16 protein-coding genes and 1 pseudogene are annotated in these 20,764 nt (G+C 71.6%); 7 read left to right on the top strand and 10 right to left on the bottom strand.

The genetic code is table 11. The features are described 5' to 3' along the window. Position 1: 1 nt before the first annotated feature. Positions 2-577 carry a hypothetical protein gene (locus FHX82_RS07715; protein WP_145939224.1) on the bottom strand — a complete coding sequence of 192 codons (576 nt, stop codon included), beginning with the start codon at positions 575-577 and terminating at the stop codon, positions 2-4. Next, positions 567-1,079, bottom strand: coding sequence for a SigE family RNA polymerase sigma factor (locus tag FHX82_RS07710; protein ID WP_145939223.1), 513 nt, complete (start codon positions 1,077-1,079; stop codon positions 567-569). The genes FHX82_RS07715 and FHX82_RS07710 overlap by 11 nt, the downstream gene beginning before the upstream one ends. A gap of 82 nt (positions 1,080-1,161) precedes the next feature. Between FHX82_RS07710 and FHX82_RS07705 the strand changes: the two genes are divergently transcribed. After that, a complete protein-coding gene (locus FHX82_RS07705; RefSeq protein WP_145939222.1) occupies positions 1,162-3,399 on the top strand; it encodes a hypothetical protein in 2,238 nt (745 codons plus the stop codon). A gap of 5 nt (positions 3,400-3,404) precedes the next feature. Here the strand turns inward: FHX82_RS07705 and FHX82_RS07700 are convergent, their stop codons facing one another. After that, positions 3,405-7,136 carry an ABC transporter ATP-binding protein gene (locus FHX82_RS07700; protein WP_229880495.1) on the bottom strand — a complete coding sequence of 1,244 codons (3,732 nt, stop codon included), beginning with the start codon at positions 7,134-7,136 and terminating at the stop codon, positions 3,405-3,407. Positions 7,137-7,576: 440 nt separating this feature from the next. After that, a complete protein-coding gene (gene ald / locus FHX82_RS07695) occupies positions 7,577-8,680 on the bottom strand; it encodes an alanine dehydrogenase (RefSeq protein ID WP_183176512.1) in 1,104 nt (367 codons plus the stop codon). A gap of 159 nt (positions 8,681-8,839) precedes the next feature. On the opposite strand from ald, the pseudogene FHX82_RS07690 reads away from it, so the two are divergent. Next, positions 8,840-9,772: pseudogene (locus FHX82_RS07690) on the top strand (zinc-binding dehydrogenase). A gap of 1 nt (position 9,773) precedes the next feature. Here FHX82_RS07690 and FHX82_RS07685 read toward each other — a convergent pair. From FHX82_RS07685 to rdmE, 3 genes are all read right to left on the bottom strand, one after another. After that, a complete protein-coding gene (locus FHX82_RS07685; protein WP_145939346.1) occupies positions 9,774-10,487 on the bottom strand; it encodes an MOSC domain-containing protein in 714 nt (237 codons plus the stop codon). A 4-nt stretch (positions 10,488-10,491) separates the two neighbouring features. After that, entirely contained in the window at positions 10,492-12,018 is a 1,527-nt protein-coding gene (locus FHX82_RS07680; RefSeq protein ID WP_145939347.1) for a PucR family transcriptional regulator, read from the bottom strand. A 109-nt stretch (positions 12,019-12,127) separates the two neighbouring features. Further along, positions 12,128-13,699 carry an aklavinone 12-hydroxylase RdmE gene (rdmE, locus tag FHX82_RS07675; RefSeq protein WP_183176511.1) on the bottom strand — a complete coding sequence of 524 codons (1,572 nt, stop codon included), beginning with the start codon at positions 13,697-13,699 and terminating at the stop codon, positions 12,128-12,130. A 99-nt stretch (positions 13,700-13,798) separates the two neighbouring features. On the opposite strand from rdmE, the gene FHX82_RS07670 reads away from it, so the two are divergent. After that, complete coding sequence (locus tag FHX82_RS07670) at positions 13,799-15,103, top strand: bifunctional o-acetylhomoserine/o-acetylserine sulfhydrylase (protein ID WP_145937824.1); 1,305 nt, start codon at positions 13,799-13,801, stop codon at positions 15,101-15,103. Then, entirely contained in the window at positions 15,100-16,224 is a 1,125-nt protein-coding gene (metX, locus tag FHX82_RS07665) for a homoserine O-acetyltransferase MetX (protein WP_145937823.1), read from the top strand. Before FHX82_RS07670 ends, metX begins: the two co-directional genes overlap by 4 nt. Before the next feature lie 4 nt (positions 16,225-16,228). On the opposite strand, the gene FHX82_RS07660 is transcribed toward metX, so the two are convergent. Further along, the gene (locus FHX82_RS07660) at positions 16,229-17,017 is read right to left on the bottom strand and encodes an SDR family NAD(P)-dependent oxidoreductase (RefSeq protein WP_145937822.1); all 789 of its coding nucleotides are present in this window, start codon (positions 17,015-17,017) and stop codon (positions 16,229-16,231) included. A 117-nt stretch (positions 17,018-17,134) separates the two neighbouring features. On the opposite strand from FHX82_RS07660, the gene FHX82_RS07655 reads away from it, so the two are divergent. Further along, a complete protein-coding gene (locus tag FHX82_RS07655) occupies positions 17,135-17,749 on the top strand; it encodes a TetR/AcrR family transcriptional regulator (protein WP_145937821.1) in 615 nt (204 codons plus the stop codon). Positions 17,750-17,765: 16 nt separating this feature from the next. Here the strand turns inward: FHX82_RS07655 and FHX82_RS07650 are convergent, their stop codons facing one another. Both FHX82_RS07650 and FHX82_RS07645 read right to left on the bottom strand, forming a co-directional pair. Beyond that, a complete protein-coding gene (locus FHX82_RS07650) occupies positions 17,766-18,179 on the bottom strand; it encodes a hypothetical protein (RefSeq protein WP_229880555.1) in 414 nt (137 codons plus the stop codon). 107 nt (positions 18,180-18,286) lie between these two features. Next, positions 18,287-18,874, bottom strand: coding sequence for an SACE_7040 family transcriptional regulator (locus tag FHX82_RS07645; protein ID WP_145937819.1), 588 nt, complete (start codon positions 18,872-18,874; stop codon positions 18,287-18,289). Between the two features lie 139 nt (positions 18,875-19,013). On the opposite strand from FHX82_RS07645, the gene FHX82_RS07640 reads away from it, so the two are divergent. After that, a complete protein-coding gene (locus tag FHX82_RS07640) occupies positions 19,014-19,802 on the top strand; it encodes an SGNH/GDSL hydrolase family protein (protein WP_145937818.1) in 789 nt (262 codons plus the stop codon). A 147-nt stretch (positions 19,803-19,949) separates the two neighbouring features. Next, positions 19,950-20,738 carry an SGNH/GDSL hydrolase family protein gene (locus FHX82_RS07635; RefSeq protein ID WP_145937817.1) on the top strand — a complete coding sequence of 263 codons (789 nt, stop codon included), beginning with the start codon at positions 19,950-19,952 and terminating at the stop codon, positions 20,736-20,738. Positions 20,739-20,764: the final 26 nt, after the last annotated feature.

Raw genomic sequence — 20,764 nt, 5'->3', positions numbered from 1 at the left:
ATCACGACGTCGGTCGCGGGGTGCCGGAGCCTTCGGACGGGCTCGTCGGTGGGTTCCAGATCGGGTTGGGGCAGGTTCCCGTGCTCTCGCCGATGCTGTTGATCTCCGCGTTGCTGCGTGGGTCGCTGCCGTAGTCGATCTGTTCCGTGCACTTCCCGCTGGTCGTCGTCGTGGGGCCGGTCGTCGTCGTGGAGGTGGTCGGCGTCGTGCTTGCGGGGTGGCTCGTCGTGCCCGGCGGGACGGCGCTGCCGCCGCTCCCGGGCCGCGCGCCGTTCGTCTCCGGCACCGCGGGCGGCGCTCCGGTGGTCGTCGTGGTGGGGCTGCTCGGTACCGGGGCCGGGGTCGTGACGCCGTTGGCCGGCGGTGGTGGCGTGAGGCTGAACCCGCGCAGCGCCAACCCGCCCACGCACAGCCCGCCCGCGATGAACACCGAAGCGGCCACCGCCCCCGCGCGGCGCAGCAGCACCCCGCGGCGGCCCCGGCGCAGGACCTCCGTCAGGTGGTCGCCCGGCGGCGGACCGTCGCCCGCCACGGCCTCCTTCAGCGCCAGGCCCAGCTCTTCCTCGTCAGCCCACATTTTCGTCCTCGAGTGTCTCGGCCTGCCGCGCGTAGTGCCGGCGCAGCGCCTTGAGGCCACGGGCGGTCTGGCTCTTCACGGTGCCCACCGAGCAGTTCAGCGTCTCCGCGATCTCCTCCACCGGCAGGTCGTACACGAACCGCAGCACCAGCACGGCCCGCTGCCGGGGCGGCACCTCGCGCAACGCCTGGCGCAGGGCGGCCCGGTCGTCGCTGCGGGCGATCTCGCTGGGAGCCGGTTCACCCGGCGGTGGTTCCGCGACGGGCTGCTCGCGTTCCCGGCCGCGCCGCCGGGTGTCCAGGAACGCCCTGGTGATCACCGTGCGCAGGTAGGCTGCCCCTGCCTCCCGCCTGATCCGGCGCCAGTGCACGTACGTGCGCACGAACGCCGTCTGCGCGAGCTCCTCCGCCTGGCTCCAGTCCCCGCACAGGGCATAGGCCACGCGTCTCGCCCATTCGAACCGCGCCGAGTAGAACTCGACGAAGTCATCCTTGTGCTCCACCAAAGGCCCCCAGCCGCCGACGTCGGACTCGATACGCCGAAACGGGACCGCGGGTTGCACGCGTTCGGGAAGAATCTTCGCCGTGACCGACGTGATGGTGGCCGAAAGCGCCCCGGCCGACGACGACGTGATGCGCAGGCTCATCTCCACGGAACTGCCACCCATCGTCGAGGCCGTGCTGGCCCAGCCGAGGATCCGCCGGTCGTGCGAGGAGCTGAGACTGTCCGCCGCGGACCTGCGCGAGAGGTTGCTCGCCGACCCCGGTGCCCTGCTCAGCCCGACGAATGCCGAGATCTCCGGTTACCGGGACGCGGTGCGTGCCCTCGGCGCCATCCCGGCGCCCGACCGGTCCTGGTTCAGGCGAGCCGCACCGGTGCGGGAGTTCCTACTGCTGCTGGCCGCGCCCTTCGTCGTGTGGGTCGCCGCGGTGCTGCTGTCCGGGCTCTACGGCGAGGACGGGTCGGTCCTCGCCAAGATCGTGCTGACGCTGGGCGTGGTGGTCGGCGCGCTGGGGGCCTGTTTCGCGTTCCTGATGGCGTCCCTGACGGGGTTCGGCGGCGTCGAAGCCGGATCGCCCGGCCGCAGAGGGGCGCGCTGGCTCGCGTTCCTGGTGGCTGCCGGGGTCGTGGTCGGCCTGTGGCCGTTGCTGGTCCGGCAGACGACCCTGCCCGGTGCCGTCGTGACCGCGGTGCTCGCCTTCGTCGTGTTCGTGCTGCTCGCTCTCGTGACCACCGGCACCCCGCGCGCTGACGGCAAGGCTCCGGGGTTGTCGCTCGACGTGCTGCACGCCCGGCTGCAGGCCGACGCGGCGACAGCGCTGGAGAACTGGCGCACGGCCGCGCGGCAGGCGGTCGAGCCTGCCGTCGGCAGGCTCATCAACCGGCTCGCCGCCCCGTCCTACGACGTGGTGCTCAGCGTCCGGGACGACTCGGGGCTCGGCCTGATGCACAGCACCGACCTGGCCGTCGAAACCGTGGCCACGGAACGGTTCCGGCGAGTCCTTGCCGGAATGCGGGGTGGCGCGATCGGCGTCGCCGGTCCCCGTGGCGCGGGCAAGACGACACTGCTCGAAGCCCATCGCGAAGGACGGTTGCTGCCCGCCGGACGGGAGCACCTGCTGGTCCGCGTGGACGCGCCGATCGGGTACGAGGGCCGGGACTTCGCGCTGCACGTCTACGCCACCGTCTGCCAGGCCGTCCTCGGTTACCGGAGCACGGCGCGCGGCCCGAGGCAGTGGTTGCGCGGCAGGCGGAGCGTGCCGGAGAAGCGGTGGCTCGCGCTCGTGGCGAGCGCGGCGAAACGGCTGGAGGACATCCGTTACCTGCAGACGAGAACCACCGGCTGGTCGGGCAAGCTGACGTTGCCGGGGGTGTCCGCGGACGCCACGCGGACCCGTTCGACGGCCAAGGCGCGCCAGGCGCTGACCTATCCGGAGATCGTCGCCGAGCTGCGCGCGTTCCTCCGCGCCGTCGCGGACACGTTGTCCGTCACCAATTCCAGCGCGGCGGCGACCCCGCTGGTGGTCGCGGTCGACGAGCTGGACAAGATCGCCTCGGCCGAGCACGCCCAGCGGTTCGTCAACGAGCTGAAGGCGCTGTTCGGCGTGCCCGGCTGCCACTTCGTGCTGTCGGTGTCGGAGGACGCGCTGACCTCGTTCGAGCGCCGAGGGTTCGCCGTGCGCGACGCGTTCGACAGCGCCTTCGACGAGATCATCAGAGTGGACCAGCTGACGCTGCGGGAGAGCCGAAAACTGCTCAGCAGCAGGCTGATCGGGCTGGCCGAGCCGTTCGTCTGCTTCTGCCACTGCTTTTCCGGCGGCCTGCCGAGGGACCTGATCCGCGCGGCCAGGGCGATGATGGCCGTTGGGCCCGCGGCGACACTGGGACGGGTGTGCGCGGAGCTGACCGGTACCGCGATCGAGCAGGCGGCGCGGCTGGCGCAGCGGGAGCTGCGGCCGCTCGGGCCCGTGACCGCGGTGGTGGAGCTGATCCGGCTGGCCGACGGCCCCGGGCTGGCCCGGCAGTCGCCCGGCGAGCTGTTCGCGACCGTCGGCGAGCTGGCCCGGACCCCGGAGGCGGCCGAACCCGCCGACGTCGTCCGGATGGAGCTGGCGACCTTCCTCTACTTCGCGCTGACGCTGCGGGAGGTCTTCTCCGACGGCCTCACCAAGGAGCAGGTCGTCCGCGCCTCCGCGGAATCCGGGCCCGGGTCGTTCGAGACGCTGGCCCGGGCCCGGGAGGCGTTCGGCGACCACCCGACGCGCGCGTGGCTGCTCGTCGAGCGGTTCCGCACGGAATGGGGACTGCCCGTGGTCTCCTGACCGGCCTACTCGTGGTTGCCCGTCCGCCACAGGTGGGCGTAGTGGCCACCCGCGGCGAGCAGCTGGTCGTGCGTGCCCTGCTCGACGACGCGCCCGTGGTCGAGCACCACGATGCGGTCGGCGCGGGCCGCGGTCGCGAGGCGGTGCGCCACCACGAACGTGGTCCGGCGGCGGGCGACGTGTTCCGTCGCCTGCAGGACCGCCGCCTCGGTGGACGGGTCGAGCGCCGCCGTGGCCTCGTCGAGCAGCAGCACGTCCGGGTCCACCAGCTCGGCCCGCGCGAGTGCGATCAGCTGCCGCTGCCCGGCGGACAACGACTTCCCGCGCTCGCCGACGGACTGCCGGAACCCGGACGGCAACGCGGCCACGCCGTCCAGCGCCCCGACCGCCCGCACGGCGGCCTCCACCTCGGCGTCGCTCGCGGACGGGCGGCCGTAGCGGACGTTGTCGGCGACCGTGCCGGAGAACAGGTGCGCCTCCTGCGGCACCACGCCCATCCGGTGCCGCAGCCCCGGCAGGTCGTAGTCCCGCACGTCCACGCCGTCGATGCCGACCTTGCCGCCCGTCGCGTCGTAGAAGCGGGCGACGAGCTTCACCGCGGTGGACTTGCCCGCGCCCGTCGAACCGACCAGCGCCACCGTCTCGCCAGGCGCGACCTTGAGCGCGATGTCGGCCAGCGCCTTGGTTTCCGTGCCGGGGTAGGCGAAGTCGACCGCGTCGAAGGTGACCTCACCCCGCAGCCGCTCCGGCACCGGCACGGGGTTGTCCGGCGGCGGCACCGAAGTCGGCGTGCGCAGCAGGTCCCCGATCCGGCGCAGGCCCACCTTCGCCTGCTGGTAGCCGTCGAACACCGACGACAGCTGCTGGATCGGCGAGAAGAACAGGTTCAGGTACAGCAGGAACCCCAGCAGCACGCCGACCGGCAGGGTGCCCGCGGCGACCCGGTTTGCGCCCGCGACCAGGACGACGGCCTCCGCGACACCCGAAAGCATGGTGACGAACGGGAAGTACGTCGCGACGTAACGCTGGGCCCGCAGCCGTGAGCGGCGGTACGCGTCACTGCGGGACGCGAACACCTCCGCAGACCGCTCCTCGCGGCTGTACGCCTGCGCGACCCGCAGCCCGCTCACGTTCTCCTGCATGTCCGCGTTCACCACGCTCACCCGTTCGCGTGCCTCGTTGTACGCGGCGGTGGCGAGCCTGCGGAAGATCACCGTCGCCACGATCAGGATCGGCAGCACGGACAGCGCGTACAGGGCGAGGGAGGTGTCGGTGACCAGCAGCGCCACCGAGATGCCGACGAGGGTCAGCGCGCTGATGACGGCCTGCGCGACGCCGGTCTGCAGGAACGTCGACAGCGCGTCCACGTCCGTCGTCATGCGGGTCATGATCTTGCCGGACAGCTCGCGCTCGTAGTAGTCGAGCCCGAGCCGCTGCAGGTGCGCGTAGCTGCGGACGCGCAGCGAGTACAGCACCGTCTCCCCGGCGCGCGCGGTGAGCCGGGTCTGCGCGGAGATCACCAGCCAGTCGATCGCGATGATGACCGCGCCGATGGCCGCGGTCAGCCAGATCACCCACTCGGCGCCGGGGCGCACGCCGTGGTCCACACCCTGCTGGTAGAGCGCGGGCAGCGCGATCGAGGCGGCGGCGTCGATCCCGACCAGCACGACCACCGCGGTGAGCAGGGCGCGGACCGGGCGCAGCAGGCCGGCGAGGCGGAACCGCGGGTCCGGCCGCGTGACGTCCTCCGGATCGAGGCCCGGCACGTCGTCGGCGGGCGGCAGCCTGCGGACGCCCTCGATCAGCTCCTCTGTCGGCGGCACGTCGAACGCGCCGCGCATCCCGCCCATCGCCCCCGCCGCCGGGGTCGCGGTGCGCTGCTGGGCGGAGTCGGCGAGCTGCCCGGCGTCGTCCTGCTCGGGGAGTTCGGGCCAGAGTTCGGGCGTGGTCCCGGTTTCCGGGCGCCGCACGCACTCGCGCCGGTGCTTCTGCTCGACGCCCTCGCCGGGCCCGGAAACCAGCTCCCGGAACAGCTCGCAGCGTTCTTCCAGTTCTTCGGCGGTGCCGATGTCCACCACGCGGCCCGCGTCGAGCACTGCAATGCGGTCGGCGAGCGCGAGGGTCGAGCGGCGGTGCGCGATGAGCAGGGTCGTGCGGCTCGCGGTGACGGCGCGCAGCGTGTCGTGGATCGCCGCTTCGGTGACCGTGTCGACGGCGGAGGTCGCGTCGTCGAGGATCAGCACCCGCGGGTCGGTGAGCAGGGCCCGCGCGAGACCGAGCCGTTGCCGCTGGCCGCCCGAGAGCGTGAGGCCGCGTTCACCCACCTCGGTGGCGTAGCCGTTGGGCAGTTCCTCGATGAAGTCGTGTGCCTCGGCGGCCTTCGCGGCCGCGATCACCTCCTCGTCGCTCGCGTCCGGGCGTCCGTAGGCGATGTTGTCGCGCACGGAGGTGGAGAACAGGAACGCCTCCTCGAACACCACGCCGACCGCGCGCCGCAGGTCGGCCAGCCGCAGCTCGCGCACGTCACAGCCGCCGAGGCACACCGAGCCCGCGTGCACGTCGTAGAAGCGGGGCAGCAGCAGGGAGATCGTGGACTTGCCCGAACCCGCCGTGCCGACGAGCGCCAGCGTTTCACCTGGCCGGGCGGTGAGCGTCATCCCGTCGAGGACTGGTTCGGACCGGGTGTAACCGAACCGCACGTCGGACAGCTCGATCGAGAGCGGCCCGTCCGGCAACGGCTTCGCGTCCGGCGCGTCCCGCACCTCCGGCTGGGCGTCGATCAGCTCGTACACGCGATCCGCACCCGCGCGGGTCAACTGGGCCTGCACCACCATCGACGACAGCATCCGCGCGGGCCCGACGAGACCAGAGACGTAGCTGGCGAAAGCGAGGAACGTGCCCAGTGTGACCTCGCCACGCAGCGCCAGGATGCCGCCGAACGCGAGCACCGCGACCTGCCCCGCCGCAGGCAGCGCCGACGTCGTCGCCGTCGGCACCGCCGACAACCGCGCCGCGCGCAACCGCTCCGCGAACAGCCTCCTCGCGGCCCGCTCCAGTCGCGAAACCTCGCGCGCCTCCTGCCCGAAACCCTTCACCACCCGCACACCGGTGACGGTCTCCTCGACGTGCTGCGCCACGTCCGCGGCCCGCTGCTGCGCCGACCAGGTGGCCGGGAACAGCCGCTTGCGGGACCGCCCGGCGACGAACGCCACCGCGGGTACCACGACCAGCGCGATGACCGTCAACAGCGGCGACATCCACAGCATCGCGGCCAGCGAGAACACCGCGAACACCACCGAACCCATCGACAGCGGCACCATCATCAGCAGCGACACCACCAGCTGCAGATCGGTGATCGCCCGCGACACCACCTGCCCCGTGCGCAGCGAGTCCTGCTTCCCACCGTCCAAACGCGACACCGCGCCGAACACCGCGCGCCGCAGGTCGTGCTGCACGTCCAGCGCCAGCCGCCCGCCCACGTACCGGCGCACGAACGCCGTCGCGAACATCAGCACCTGCACCCCGACCAGACCACCCGCGAGCAGCCCCAGCTGCCCCGTGTCGCCGCCCACGGCGTCGTCCACCGCCGCACGCACAAACAACGGGCTCGCGGCCTGGAAGCCGACACTCACGACCGCAGCCGTGAGCGACAACACAACGAGCCAGGGATGCCGCCAGGCGGCGGCGGCGAGTCTGCGGATCCAGCCGGTCGGGGACTCAGGGGCAGCAGCGGTCACACGCTCCAGGCTATGCGCACTCCGCCCCCTCCGGCCGCCCAGCAGGGAGATCTCCACATCGGACAACCTCACGAACGCCCCTCACCCTCTCCGGCGAACGGGTGAACGCCCCCGGAGGCGACCTTCGTCACCATCCGCCCCGGACCCCGCCGCGACCCCAAAACCCCAGTTCGTCGGGTAATCACGACGTCCCGTCACGGACGGTGAAGAAGTATTTCGAGTAAAACCGCCACCCCATGCAGCGAAGTCGGCGCCGACCACCTAAGCTGTTGTTGGCGGCCCGCTCCCAGTGACCCCCAGGCTGGTTGAGCGGGCCGCCCCTTGTTCGGCGCTGACGCGCCTTCCCTCTTGCGTCAACCTCGCATTGCCCTTTGGGGGTCGACCCCCAAACCCCCGCCAGGGGGCTCGCCCCCTGGACCCCCATCGTCGTGGGCCGGTTGCTAGGGCGTGTTGCTGTACGGGAGGTTGTGGGCTGTCGCTACTGCCTGGTTCGTGACTTTGTGTTGATGAACGTTCAAGCCCTTTGCTAGGGCTGGGTTCGTGGCTAGTGCGGCTTGCCAGCCCTGGTCTGCCAGGGCGGTTGCGTAGGGGAGGGTTACGTTGGTCAGGGCTTGGGTGCTGGTGGTGGGGACTGCGCCTGGCATGTTGGCCACGCAGTAGAAGATCGAGTTGTGGACCTCGTAGGTGGGGGCGTCGTGGGTGGTGGGGTGGGAGTCCTCGAAGCAGCCGCCCTGGTCGATGGCGATGTCCACCAGGACGCTGCCCGGCTTCATGCGGCTGACCAGGTCGTTGGTGATCAGTTTCGGGGCTTTGGCGCCTGGGATCAGGACTGCGCCGATGATGAGGTCGGCTTGGAGTGCCGCCTCTTCGATGGCGAAGGCTGTGGACGTGACCGTTTTGATCTGACCGTTGTGGGTTTGGTCGATCTGGCGCAGGCGGTCCACATTGGTGTCGAGAATTTCCACTTCGGACCCCAGGCCCAGGGCTACCCGTGCCGCGTTCAGGCCGGCGACCCCGCCGCCGATCACCACGACCTTGGCGGGGCGCACGCCTGGTACGCCGCCGGGGAGGACGCCTCGGCCGCCGCTGGGCTTCATCAGGGCGAAGGCGCCTACCTGCGGGGCCAGGCGGCCTGCCACCTCTGACATCGGGGCCAGGAGGGGCAGGCTGCCGTTCGCCAGTTGGACCGTTTCGTAGGCGATCGCGGTGGTGCCGCTGGCCAGCAGGGCTTCCGTCAGCGGGCGGTCGGCGGCCAGGTGCAGGTACGTGAAGAGGGTCTGGTTCTCGCGCAGACGCGGGTACTCCTCCGCGATCGGCTCCTTGACCTTCAGGACCAGCTCGCCCTCGGCCCACACCTCGTCGGCGGTGGCCAGGATCTTGGCGCCCGCGGCCGTGTAGTCGTCGTCCGGGATGGCGGACCCGACACCGGCCTCGGTCTCGACGAACACCTCGTGACCGCGCCGCGTCAGCTCGTGGACGCCGGCCGGCGTCAGCGCCACCCGGTATTCGTGCTTCTTGATCTCACGGGGGACGGCGATACGCACGGGTTCCTCCTGGTCGCTTCGTTGGCGTTGTGGTCACCACCGTGCTGCACCCGGATGGCGGTGTCATCGTCCGCCCAAGACAATCCTCGCGCCAGCGGATGGTTCCCGCACGACAGCGGGGTTGACCTCCACCTAACTGGAGGATGCACGGTGGTGGACGTGAGAGCCGTGTGGTTGACCGAGTTCGGCGATCCCGGAGTCCTGCGCCTCGGTGACGCGCCCGATCCGGTGCCGGGCCCCGGCGAGGTGCTGGTCGCCGTGGCGTTCGCCAACACCACCTTCGTCGAGACGCAGCTGCGGGCCGGCGGCACGGTTCCCTACCGCCTGCAGCCGCCGGTGATTCCCGGCAACGGGGTCGGCGGCGTGGTTCTCGCCGCCGGGCCGGGCGTGGACGGCGATCTCGTGGGCAGGCGGGTGGTGACCGCGACCGGCGGCTCGGGCGCGTACGCCGAGCGGGTGGTCGTGCCCGCCGACGTGCCGTTCGTGGTGCCGGAGGGGCTCGGGCTGGACGACGCGGTCGCCCTGCTCGCGGACGGCCGCACGGCGAAGGCACTGGTGCGGACGGCGGAGGTCGGACCGGGGGACCGCGTGCTCGTCGAGGCCGCGGCCGGCGGGGTCGGCAGCCTGCTGGTGCAGCTGGCGAGCCAGGCGGGGGCGACGGTGGTCGCGGCCGCGGGCGGCCCGCGGAAGGTGGCGGTGGCGCAGGACCTCGGCGCGGACCGCGCGGTCGACTACTCGGCGCCGGACTGGGCGGACGAGGTCGGCGAGGTGGACGTCGTGTTCGACGGCGTGGGCGGCGACCTCGGCGCGACCGCGTTCTCCCTGCTGCGCCGCGGCGGCCGTTTCGTGGCCTACGGCCTGGCGAGCGGCTCGTGGGCACCGGTGCCGGAAGCGCGGGGGATCTCCGTCCACCGCGGCCTGTAGTTCTCGCCGGAGGACTTCCGGGCGTTCACGGAGTCGGCGCTGAAAGAGGCGGCCGCGGGACAGCTGACCCCGCTGATCGGCCAGCGCTTCCCGCTCTCCCGGGCCGCCGACGCCCACCGGGCGATCGAAACCCGCGCGACGGTGGGGAAGACGCTGCTGGTGGTGTGAGCTAGAACCGCACCGAGGCGGGGTCTCCGACGTGGACCGTGCCCGGGCGGGTGGCTCGCATGATCAGGCCGAACTTGTTGTCGTGCTGTTCGATGAGCCACGTCTGCAGCTTCGGCCAGCGTTCGCGGCCTTCGGGGTCCCAGCTCGGCACCGCGCACCGGATGCACGGGCCGGCCCTGTCGCCGACCGCCTCCAGGACCACGTCGCCGATCGTGAGCACCGTGCCCTCGCCCCAGTCCTGCTCCGCGAACGCGGGCGCGTCCAGCGCCAGGTGCACGTTGGGGCGGAAGCGGTCCAGCTCGACCGGGCCGCCCAGCTCCTCCTCCAGTGCCGCGCGGGAAGCCTCCGTGGTCACCAGCACGGACGGCCCGCGGTCCTGCTGCCCGTCCGCCGCGCGCAGTTCCAGCGGCACACCAAGGGATTCGGTGAGCGCGGCGGGCAGACCGGGATCCGACCAGGACCACTCGGCGCCGTCCGGGCCGTGCAGCACCGGCGGCTCCTCGACCGGCCCGGGGTAGGTGGCTCGCCACGACAGCAGCTCCTGGTTCTGCCGCACGGTGAGCACGCGCCCGGCGCGCTTCTCCCGCAGGTCGACCAGCGCGTGGGCGCGGTCACCCGCCATGCCCCGCTCGTCGAACCGCGCGGCGTCGACCCGCTCGCCGCGCAACGACTTCACCGGCCAGCGGTCCAGCCGCACCACGGATCCCGAGTACATCCGTTCATGATATCCGCGCCCCCGACCACCGGACCGCGATCAGCTGCACGAGCAGCGCCAGCCGCACGTCGGGGTCGTCCAGGTCGAGCGGAACGAGGTCGAGCAGGCGGCGCACGCGGTACCGCAGGGTGTTGGGGTGGATCCGCAGCGCCTTCGCGGCCGCGCGGGGGTCGCCGGGGAAGCGGAGCCACTCGTAGAGCGTGTCGAGGTACTCGGTGTGGTTGGCGCGATCGTGCTCGCGCAGGGTCTCCAACGGGCCGAACGCCGTCACGTGCGCGTCGGCGGCCGCGGTGGCGGCGCGGTGCAGCACCAGCGCGCTCCACAGTTCGTCGTAGCTGCCGACGGTGCTGTCGAGCAGTCCGGCACGCAGCAGCGTCAGCGTTTCTTCGGCCTCCGCGCGGGAGCGGGTCAGCTCGGCGATGTCCACCGCGCTGCCCGCGGCCACCCGCGCGGGCTGGTCGGCCAGCGCTTTCCGCAGCTCCGACCACGCCTCGCCGTCGGGCACCACCGCGTACAGCAGGCCGTCGAGCTCGGTCGCGACCGGGCGGCGGCCGATGCCCTGCGAAAGCCGTTCCAGCAACGCCAGCCGCAGGCCCTCGCCGTCTTCGCCGGGGGTGTCGACGACGACCACGCGGTGCGGCACGTCGGCCAGTTGCAGCTCCTCGATCGCCTTGCGGGGACCGGTTTTCCCGTCGAGGAGGTTGCGCAGCAGCTCGGCGGAGGCGCGGCGCCGGGCGTCGGCGTGAGCCCGGTGGCGCAGCAGGTGCAGCGCGACGACGGGTGCGGTGTCGGCGAAGGCGGCGGCCCGCGCCTCCGACACCGGGCCGCGCACCACGGCCCACATCGAGCCGAGCAGTTCGCCGCCCATCCGGATGGGCACGATCAGCCGGGGCAGCGTGCCGTCGCGTTGCGCCGGGACGAAAACCGTTTGCCTGCCACGGGAAAGCTCACGGAACACGCCCTTCGACCGGAACCGCGCGAGCACGTCGCCGGGAATGCGGCGGCCCATGATCGTCGAGACGCGGGCGGGGTCGGTGAGGTCCTGGCGGGCGGAGTAGGCGAGGACGCGGGAGTTGGTGTCCTCGATCGTGACGGGCGCGTCGACGACGGAGGCGACCACGTCGGCGAGGCGGAACAGGTCGCCGGGATCGTCGCTGTCGTCGACGGTGTCGGCGGCGTCGAGGACGGTGCGCAGCAGCCAGACGAGCTGCGCCCACGCGGTGGCGGCGTGGACCTCGACGAGGGCGATGTCGCCGGCCTTGGCGGCGCGCCGGACGGCGGGTTTGCCGGCGAAGGGCGGTTTGAGCAGGACGGCGGCGGCCTTGTGCTCGGCGCTGTGCGACACGAGCGCGACGGCGCCGTCGGTGTCCACCGGGGCGACGCCGAGCACGAGGTCCCCGGCGGCGACGGCGGTGGTCGCGCCGGGCTCGGCGATGACGACGTCCGCGACGGCGGGACACGAGTCGGGCACGGACACCGCGTGCAGCAGCGTCGGCCCGACCCGCTCGACGACACTGCGGACGGACACCATTTCCGCAGCATACGGTCCTGCACGGCGGCGGCAGGGGAGGTTGCCCCGCAGCAGCGGGAGGCTGCCCTCGGAGGCTTCCGGCCACCGCCGCCACACCGAAGCCGCGGGATCAGCGGCTCAGCACCCGGGCCAGCACGTCCCACAGCGTTCCCGCCGGGTCGGGGACCGGGCCCGTGCGCCAGGCGACGATGCCGTCCGGGCGCACCAGTGTCGCCCCGTCCGGTTCCAGGCCGTACCGGACAGCGAACACCCCCTGCGGGTCGCCGAAGTCCTGGCCCGCTTCGAAGCACTGCAACGCAACTCCCGTCTCCGCCGCCACTTCGCGGGTCGCGGACCGCCACGACGGGCCGTTCGCCAGTACCACCCACCCGCGCCCCAGCAGGTCCACAATGGACCGGCCGTCCCCGAGAGGCACGTGGGGCGCACGGAAACCCGCCCGGCCGCTCGGGGCGTTCGGGTTCTCCGTCGGCCTGGGGTCGTCGTCCTCGATCAGCACGGCCGAGGAGCGGTAGCGGAAACCCAGCGTCAGCTCGATCTGGTCCACCGGGTCACCCACGCCGCTGAGGTCCAGCTCCGGCGCCATCCGCTGCTTCGCGTTGTGCAGCGACGTGTTCACCACCAGCTCCGCGATCGGCCGCCGCTCGGCCTCGTATGCGTCGAGCAGCCTCGGCCCCGCCTCGCCCCGCAGCACCGCCGCCAGCTGCCACGCCAGCGCGTGCCCGTCGCCGACCGCCGTGTTGCCGCCCATGCCCCCGGTCGGCGGGGTCACCTTCGCCGCGTCACCGGCCAGGAACACCCGCCCCGCCCGGAAATGCCGCGCCACCCGCGCCGCCATCTCCCACGCCCCCACCCAGCGGATCTCCGGCGCCAGCTCCGGCAGGTCGGTCGCCGCGCGGATCAGCTTCGTCAACCGTTCGGGTGGGAAGTCGTCGACGGACTCACCGCGCTCCGGGTGGTAGTCGGCCGCGAACACGTACCGTCCCGGCACGTCGGTGTTGACCAGCGCGCCGGTGAACTCCGGGTGCTGCAGGTAGTACAGGTCCGTCACGTCCGGTTGCAGCCGGTCACCCAGGTCAGCGTCGAAGACCACGCCGATCGAGTGGCCGATGGCCCCCAACCCGTCGACGGGAATGCCGAGCCGTTCGCGAATGCGGCTCCGCCCGCCGTCCGCCGCCACGAGGTAGCGCGCCCGCACCAGGTACGGCTCGCCGCCGTCGGGCGAAACCTGCGCTGCCACCTCCTCCGCGTCCTGCTCGAACGACGTCAACGTGGTCGAGAACCGCACCTGCGCCCCGGACTTCTCCGCCCGCGCGAGCAGGATCGGCTCGACGACGTCCTGCCCCGCCATGCCCCACGGCAGCCCCACCGCCGCGTCGAGGTCCAGCTCGGACATGTCCTCCAGCAGCCGGTGGAACACCGGCCCGGCGAGGCTCGACGCGATCGTGATCCGCAGCCCCTGCGACGCGCGCTCGCTGACGCCCAGCACCTCCTCGTCGATCCCCGCCCACCGGTACAGCTCCATCGTGCGCGGCGTCTGCCCCGAAGCGCGGGGGTGCACCGAGGTGCTGGCGTGCCGCTCGACGACGAGCACCGAAACCCCTTGTTGCGCCAGGAACATCCCCGCCGACAGTCCAGCCAGCCCAGCGCCTGCTACCAGTACGTCCACTCGCTCTTCTCTCATGAAGAAAGTATCTTAGAAACTAAGAGAATTGGCAAGGGAGAAGTTCCAGAAGCTGAGATCGCTGGCCGGGTACCGCCGGGGTGACTAGCGTGCGGGCCCATGACGAGCAACGACGCCTGGTCCTTCGAGACCAAGCAGATCCACTCGGGGGCGAACCCGGACAGTGCGACGGGCGCCCGCGCGACGCCGATCTACCAGACCACCTCGTACGTCTTCCGGGACACGCAGCACGGCGCGGACCTGTTCAGCCTCGCCGAGCCGGGCAACATCTACACCCGGATCATGAACCCGACACAGGACGTGCTGGAGCAGCGCGTCGCCGCGCTGGAGGGCGGCGTGGCCGCGCTGGCGTTCGCGTCGGGTTCGGCGGCCACCACCGCCGCGATCCTGAACGTGGCCAACGCCGGTGACCACCTGGTGTCGAGCCCGAAGCTCTACGGCGGCACGTACAACCTGTTCCACTACACGCTGCCGAAGCTGGGCATCGAGGTCAGCTTCGTCGAGGACCAGAACGACCTCGACCAGTGGCGCGCCGCGGTGCGCCCGAACACGAAGCTGTTCTTCGCCGAGACGCTGGCCAACCCGGGCGGCGACGTGCTCGACATCCGCGCGGTCGCGGACGTGGCGCACGAGGCCGGGGTCCCGCTGTTCGTCGACAACACCGTGCCCACGCCGTACCTGCTGCGCCCGATCGAGCACGGCGCCGACGTGGTGGTCCACTCGGCCACGAAGTACCTCGGCGGCCACGGCACCACGATCGCCGGGGTGCTCGTCGACGGCGGCACGTTCGACTTCGGCGCCGACCCGCAACGCTTCCCCGGCTTCAACGAGCCGGACCCGAGCTACCACGGCCTGAAGTACTGGGAGGCCCTCGGTCCGGGCGCGTTCGCCGCCAAGGCCCGCGTGCAGGGGCTGCGGGACACCGGTGCCGCCATTTCGCCGTTCAACGCCTTCCTGATCCTGCAGGGCATCGAGACGTTGTCACTGCGCCTCGACCGGCACGTGGCCAACGCGCAGGCGCTCGCGGAGTGGCTGGAGCAGCGCGACGAGGTGGAGAAGGTGTACTACGCCGGCCTCCCGTCGAGCCCGCACCACGAGCTCGCGCAGAAGTACCTGCCCAAGGGCGCGGGCGCGGTGCTGTCGTTCGACCTGCGTGGCGGGGTCGAGGCGGGCCGGAAATTCGTCGACGGCACCGAGCTGCACAGCCAGCTGGTGAACATCGGCGACGTGCGCAGCCTGATCGTGCACCCGGCGAGCACGACGCACAGCCAGCTGAACCCGGAGGAGCAGCTGTCCAGCGGCGTCACGCCGGGCCTGGTGCGGCTCGCCGTCGGGATCGAGGGCATCGAGGACCTCAAGGCCGACCTCGAGGCGGGCTTCCGTGCCGCCAAGGCGGCTCTGTGAGCCCAGCGCCGGACCTCCCGCCCGCCTCGGGTGCGTGGCGGGCGGGAGATCCCGTGGGACACCGGCAGTTCCTGGCGGTGGACCGGCCGCTGCGGCTGGAGGCGGGCGGTGTCCTGCCGGGCTACCAGCTCGCCTACGAGACGTGGGGCACGCTGAACTCGGACGCGTCCAACGCCGTGCTGGTCGAACACGCGCTGACCGGCGACTCGCACGCCGCGGGCCCGGCGGGGCCCGGGCATCCGTCGCCGGGCTGGTGGGACGGGCTCATCGGGCCCGGCCGCGCGCTGGACACGGACGAGCTGTTCGTCGTGGTGCCCAACGTGCTCGGCGGTTGCCAGGGCACGACGGGTCCCGCGTCGCCCGATCCGGACGGAAAACCCTGGGGCAGCCGGTTTCCCAGGGTGACCGTCCGGGACCAGGCGCTGGCGGAGGCCGCACTGGCGGACGCGCTGGGCGTCGAGCGGTGGGCGCTCGTGCTCGGCGGGTCGATGGGCGGGATGCGCGCGCTGGAGTGGGCGGTCACGTTGCCGGGCAGGGTCGAGGCGCTGCTCGTGGTGGCCTCGACAGCGGCCGCGTCGGCGGAACAGATCGCCTGGGCTTCGCCGCAGCTGCACGCGATCCGGGCGGACCCGGCGTGGCGGGGCGGCGACTACTACGACGCGGCGCCGGGCGAGGGGCCGCACCGCGGGCTGGGCATCGCGCGCCGCATCGCGCACGTGACCTACCGCAGCGAGCCGGAGCTGACCGACCGGTTCGGCAGGCGTCGCCAGGCCCCCGGCGACGCCCGGTACGCCATCGAGTCCTATTTGGACCACCACGCGGACAAGCTGGTGCGCCGCTTCGACGCGAACAGCTACCTGCTGCTGACCGAGTCGATGAACGACCACGACGTGGGCCGCGACCGCGGCGGCGTCGGCGAAGCGCTGTCGCGGGTGACCGCGCGGACACTGGTCGCGGGCGTGGACAGCGACCGGCTGTACCCGTCGTACCAGGCGCGTGACCTCGCCGCCGCCCTCCCGGGCAGCGGCGAGGCGGCGGTGATCTCGTCCCCGTACGGGCACGACTCGTTCCTGATCGAGACACCGCAGATCGCGGGGCTGGTCAAGGCGTTGCTGGACTGAGGGCTCACGGTGTCTTGAGCGTGCCGCCGTCGACGGTCCAGTTCGAGCCCACAGCGCTGGGCATCGTCGGCGACGCCAGCAGCAGCACCGCGCGGGCGATCTCGGCCGGTTCGATCAGCGTGCCGGTCACCATCCCGGACTGCTGGGGCAGGGCCGCGAGCAGCGTGTCGTGCTCCACGCCCATGCTCGCCGCCACTCGTCCGACGTAGCCGTCCGGGCTTGTCATGATCGCCGTCCGCGTGCTGCCCGGCGTGACGACGTTGACCCGGACCCCGGTCTCGGCCACCTTCTCCGCCAGTCCGCGGGAGAAGGCGTTGAGCCCGGCCTTGGCGGCGGCGTAGGGGAGCGGCACCCCTCGTGGGTCACGAGCGGAGCTCGAGCCGATGTTCACGACGGCACCCCCCGCCTGCGACAGTGCCGGCATCGCGGCCCGGGTCATCTCCACGGCGGCACCGAGGTTCAGCGCGAGCACGTTCTCCCACGTCGCGCTCGAACCACCGAGGGGATCGAGGAGGTCCGCGTCGGTCACTTCACCGCCGCCCGCGTTGTTGACGAGCACGTCGAGGCGCGGGTCGGCAGCTAGCGCCGCCTCGACCGCTCGCCGGGGCTCCCCGGGTGCGGCCAGGTCGGCGGACACGAAGGTGGCCCCGGTGGCCTCCAGTTCGGGCGTGCTCTTCCGCGAGACGGCGACGACTTCGGCGCCCTCGGCGCGGAAGCCCTCGACGATCGCGAGGCCGATTCCCCTGCTCGCGCCGGTCACGAGGACGCGCTTGCCCGCGAGGTTCAGATCCATGGTTGCTGCTCCTGTCAGAAGAGGTCTGCCAGAGATGCAACATGAAAGTCTCACTTAAGTCAACAAGTGATCCGTTCACGTCTCGACTGTAAGCTGATTCGAGACGTAGGAGGTGACATGAGCGCAGAGGCCGGACCGCGGCGCGTGCGAGCGGACGCGGAGCGCAGCACGACTCGGATCCTGGACGCGGCCGAGGACGTGCTCGCGGTGGACGCGAACGCGACGCTCGAACGGATCGCCGACGCGGCGGGGCTCGCGCGCGCCACCGTCCACCGGCGGTTCTCGTCGCGGCGGGCGCTGCTGGCCGCGCTGACCGACCGGCTCAACGAGCGTTACCTGCGGGCGCTCGACCAGACGCGCGTGTCGGCGGCGCCGCCGGTCGCCGCGCTGCACCGCCTCACCGAGTTGGTCTTCGAGCTCAAGGTGGCCAACCAGGCGGTCATGGAGCTCACGACGGACCCGGAGACCGGGATCACGGCGTTGAGCGAGGAGGTGGTCGCAGGACTCGACCTGCTGTTCACGCGGCTGCGCGAAGCGGGCGAGATCACCGCCGCCGAGCCGGCGTGGTGCCGCCAGGTCTACCTGGCGATCGTGCACGAGGCGTGGCGGCTGCCCGCGGACTCACCGGCGCTGGCGGGCACGACGGACGACCCGGCCGGCGTGCTGGGTGCGCGGGCCGACCTGACGTTCCGGACGGTGCTCGGCGCACTCGGCGGCGGGCGTCCGCAGTAGACGGACGCTGCCAGTGTCAGTCCGCCACGGCCTCGTGCACCCAGCCGGTGACGGGCAGGTCGCGGTCCAGGCACTCGGTCGACAAGCGGATCGTCCAGCGCAGCGCCTGCAGCAGCAGGCTGTTCACCTCGTCGGGCGCGGCGCTCGCCAGCGCGATCTCCACCTGCTCCTCGGCGGCCTCGGTGTTGCCGTGCACCTCCGCCAGCAGGGTCCGCACCGCCGTGCGCACCGGCGGGTCGGCCTCGTCGATCGGGACCTCCTCACCGGTCTCGTCGAACACCTGCACCTTGACCGGCGCGCTGCCGCCGTCGCCGAGCACCGACACCATCGTGCTGCACTCGCCGAACAGCAGCAGCATCAGCTCGCGCAGCTCCTCGTCGGACGAGGGCGCCACCTCACCCAGCGCGTCGTCGTCCCGGCCGAGCCGCATCGCGACGAGCGCACGCTGTGCCTTCGCCACGACGTTCTGCTCGCTGCCCACACGCCCTATCAAACACCAGAGATCGGGGGTTCGCGCCAGTGCGAAGAACGGGTGACTCAGGCGAGGGAGTGCAGTGCACCGAGCGCGAGCCGGCGCAGTAGATCAGCCAGTTCGGCGTCATCCAGATAGCGGTTGTACGGCGTCGAGTTGATCAGACCGAACACGGCGTGTGCCGCCGAGCGCGCGCGGCGCTCGCTGACCCCCGCCACGGCGTCCCTGATCGCGCGCACCCACACCTCGACGTACCGGCGTTGCAGCGCCCGCACTTCCTTGCGGTCCTCGTCGGTCAGGTTCGCCAGGTTGCGTTCCTGCACGGTGATCAGCGACGGCTGGGTGAGGGCGAAGTCCACGTGGAAGCCGACGAGCTCGGCCAGCACCCGTTCGGGGTCGGCGGTGCGGGCGGCCAGCGCGGTGCCGCCGTCGAGCAGGTAGTGGCTGATCGAGCTGAGCATCTCCCCGAGCATCGCGTCCTTGCTCCGGAAGTGCCGGTACAGCGCCGGGCCGGAGATGCCGACCGCCGCGCCGATGTCGTCGATGCCCACTCCGTGGAACCCGTGGCGGGCGAACAGCTCGGCCGCGGCGGTGAGGATCTGTTCTCGGCGACTCGCCTTCTCGCCGTTGACCAGGGGGGTGGAGCTCGACATCTTGTCATGCTATCGGGTCAAGTTAGCGACCGCTAACGTTCGCCTGTTCGTTACCACTTACCAACTAATTGCGGGTTCTCGTGAGCAACAACCCTGCTACATCTATGTGTGGTCTGTCACTCACAGAAGGGCCTCGTCCATGTCCGTCCCCGCAGCCTTGAGAACGCTTACCGTCGCCGTCGCCGCTGTGCTGGCCACGCTGGGACTCACCGCGGTCGCCCAGGCGGCCACGATCAACTACGTCGCGCTCGGCGACTCCTACTCCTCCGGGGTGGGCGCCGGCTCCTACCTCGACTCCAGTAGCTGCAAGCGCAGCGCCAAGGCGTACCCGGAGCTGTACGCGAACGCCACCGGCGCGTCGATCAGCTTCCAGGCCTGCTCCGGCGCCAAGACCGGGGACGTGCTCAGCAACCAGGTGGGCGCGCTGAACGCGAACACCACGCTGGTGTCGATCACCGTGGGCGGCAACGACGCCGGGTTCAGCAGCGTGATGGAGGACTGCATCCTCGGCGGTGACTCCGGCTGCAAGACCGCGGTCACCAACGCCACCGACTACGTCTACAGCACCCTGCCCGGCCTGCTGGACAACGTGTACTCGACGATCCGCAGCAAGGCGCCCAAGGCGAAGGTCGTCGTGCTCGGCTACCCGCACTTCTACAAGATCGGCGGCTCCTGCTCGGTCGGGCTGTCCGACACCTCCCGCGGCTACATCAACGGTGGCGCCGACGCGCTCGACACGGTGATCTCCAAGGAGGCCGCGAACGCCGGCTTCACCTTCGCCGACGTCCGCCAGGCGTTCACCGGGCACGAGATCTGCTCGGGCTCCGCGTGGCTCAACAGCGTGACGTGGCCCGTGGACGAGTCGTACCACCCGACGGCCACCGGTCAGGCGAACGGCTACTACCCGACCTTCACCGGCGCGCTCTGAGGGCCTGACAACCCCGAGCCGTTCAGCCCCGGGTCGTGACCCATCGGGCGCGGCTCGGGGCTCTTCGGGCTGTCTTCGATCCGACAAGACAACGAGCCGACGATCTGATTGTCAACGAAGGGACAATCCCTTCGTCGAAAGGTCCACATGTCTACCGGCCTGAAGAAGACAATCGTCCTCGCTGTCACCGGTCTCGCGGCCACGCTCGGCTTCACCTCCGTCGCCAGTGCCGACCCCATCGAATACGCGGCGCTCGGTGACTCGTACTCCTCCGGCAACGGCGCCGGCTCGTACGTCGACGACACCGCCTGCGAGCGCAGCGCGAACGCCTACCCGGAGCTGTACGCGAAGCAGTCCGGCGCCACGCTCGACTTCCAGGCGTGTTCCGGCGCCACGGTCACCGACGTGCTCAACAACCAGCTCGGCACGCTGAGTGCGACCACCACGCTGGTCTCCATCACTGTCGGCGGCAACGACGCCGGGTTCACCAACGTCATGGCCAACTGCATCCTCGGCGGCGACGACGCCTGCAAGACCGCCACGGACGCCGCGGTCGACTACGTGCACACGACCCTGCCCGGGCAGCTCGACGGCGTGTACTCGGCCATCAGGGACAAGGCGCCGAACGCAAAGGTGGTCGTGGTCGGCTACCCGCACATCTACTTCCCCGGTGACAACTTCTGCGCCGGCGGCGTCTCGAACACCTCGCGCGGCTACGTCAACGGTGCGGCGGACGCGCTGGACGCCGTGCTGGCGAAGGAGGCCGCGAACGCCGGCTTCGCGTTCGCCGACGTGCGCGGCAACTTCACCGGTCACGAGGTCTGCTCGGACACCCCGTGGCTGAACTCGCTGACCGACCCGTTGAGCGACTCGTTTCACCCGAACGTGACCGGGCACGCCGAGGGCTACCTCCCGGCCTTCACTGCCGCGCTCTGAGGCTGGACAGCCGGGTTAGTCGTCGT

It is taken from the genome of Amycolatopsis bartoniae, from assembly GCF_014191255.1.
Classification (GTDB): domain Bacteria; phylum Actinomycetota; class Actinomycetes; order Mycobacteriales; family Pseudonocardiaceae; genus Amycolatopsis_E; species Amycolatopsis_E bartoniae.
Note: the sequence above shows the minus strand (reverse complement) of the source record. Positions and strands in the feature narration are given on the sequence as shown.

Coding starts and splice junctions, on each gene's coding strand:
- rdmE (WP_183176511.1), bottom strand. CDS start 13,699: ATGAGAGAAGAGCGAGTGGACGTACTGGTAGCAGGCGCTGGGCTGGCT.
- FHX82_RS07640 (WP_145937818.1), top strand. CDS start 19,014: ATGTCCGTCCCCGCAGCCTTGAGAACGCTTACCGTCGCCGTCGCCGCT.
- FHX82_RS07655 (WP_145937821.1), top strand. CDS start 17,135: ATGAGCGCAGAGGCCGGACCGCGGCGCGTGCGAGCGGACGCGGAGCGC.
- FHX82_RS07645 (WP_145937819.1), bottom strand. CDS start 18,874: ATGTCGAGCTCCACCCCCCTGGTCAACGGCGAGAAGGCGAGTCGCCGA.
- FHX82_RS07680 (WP_145939347.1), bottom strand. CDS start 12,018: ATGGTGTCCGTCCGCAGTGTCGTCGAGCGGGTCGGGCCGACGCTGCTG.
- FHX82_RS07670 (WP_145937824.1), top strand. CDS start 13,799: ATGACGAGCAACGACGCCTGGTCCTTCGAGACCAAGCAGATCCACTCG.
- FHX82_RS07685 (WP_145939346.1), bottom strand. CDS start 10,487: ATGTACTCGGGATCCGTGGTGCGGCTGGACCGCTGGCCGGTGAAGTCG.
- FHX82_RS07650 (WP_229880555.1), bottom strand. CDS start 18,179: ATGCGGCTCGGCCGGGACGACGACGCGCTGGGTGAGGTGGCGCCCTCG.
- FHX82_RS07715 (WP_145939224.1), bottom strand. CDS start 577: ATGTGGGCTGACGAGGAAGAGCTGGGCCTGGCGCTGAAGGAGGCCGTG.
- FHX82_RS07635 (WP_145937817.1), top strand. CDS start 19,950: ATGTCTACCGGCCTGAAGAAGACAATCGTCCTCGCTGTCACCGGTCTC.
- FHX82_RS07660 (WP_145937822.1), bottom strand. CDS start 17,017: ATGGATCTGAACCTCGCGGGCAAGCGCGTCCTCGTGACCGGCGCGAGC.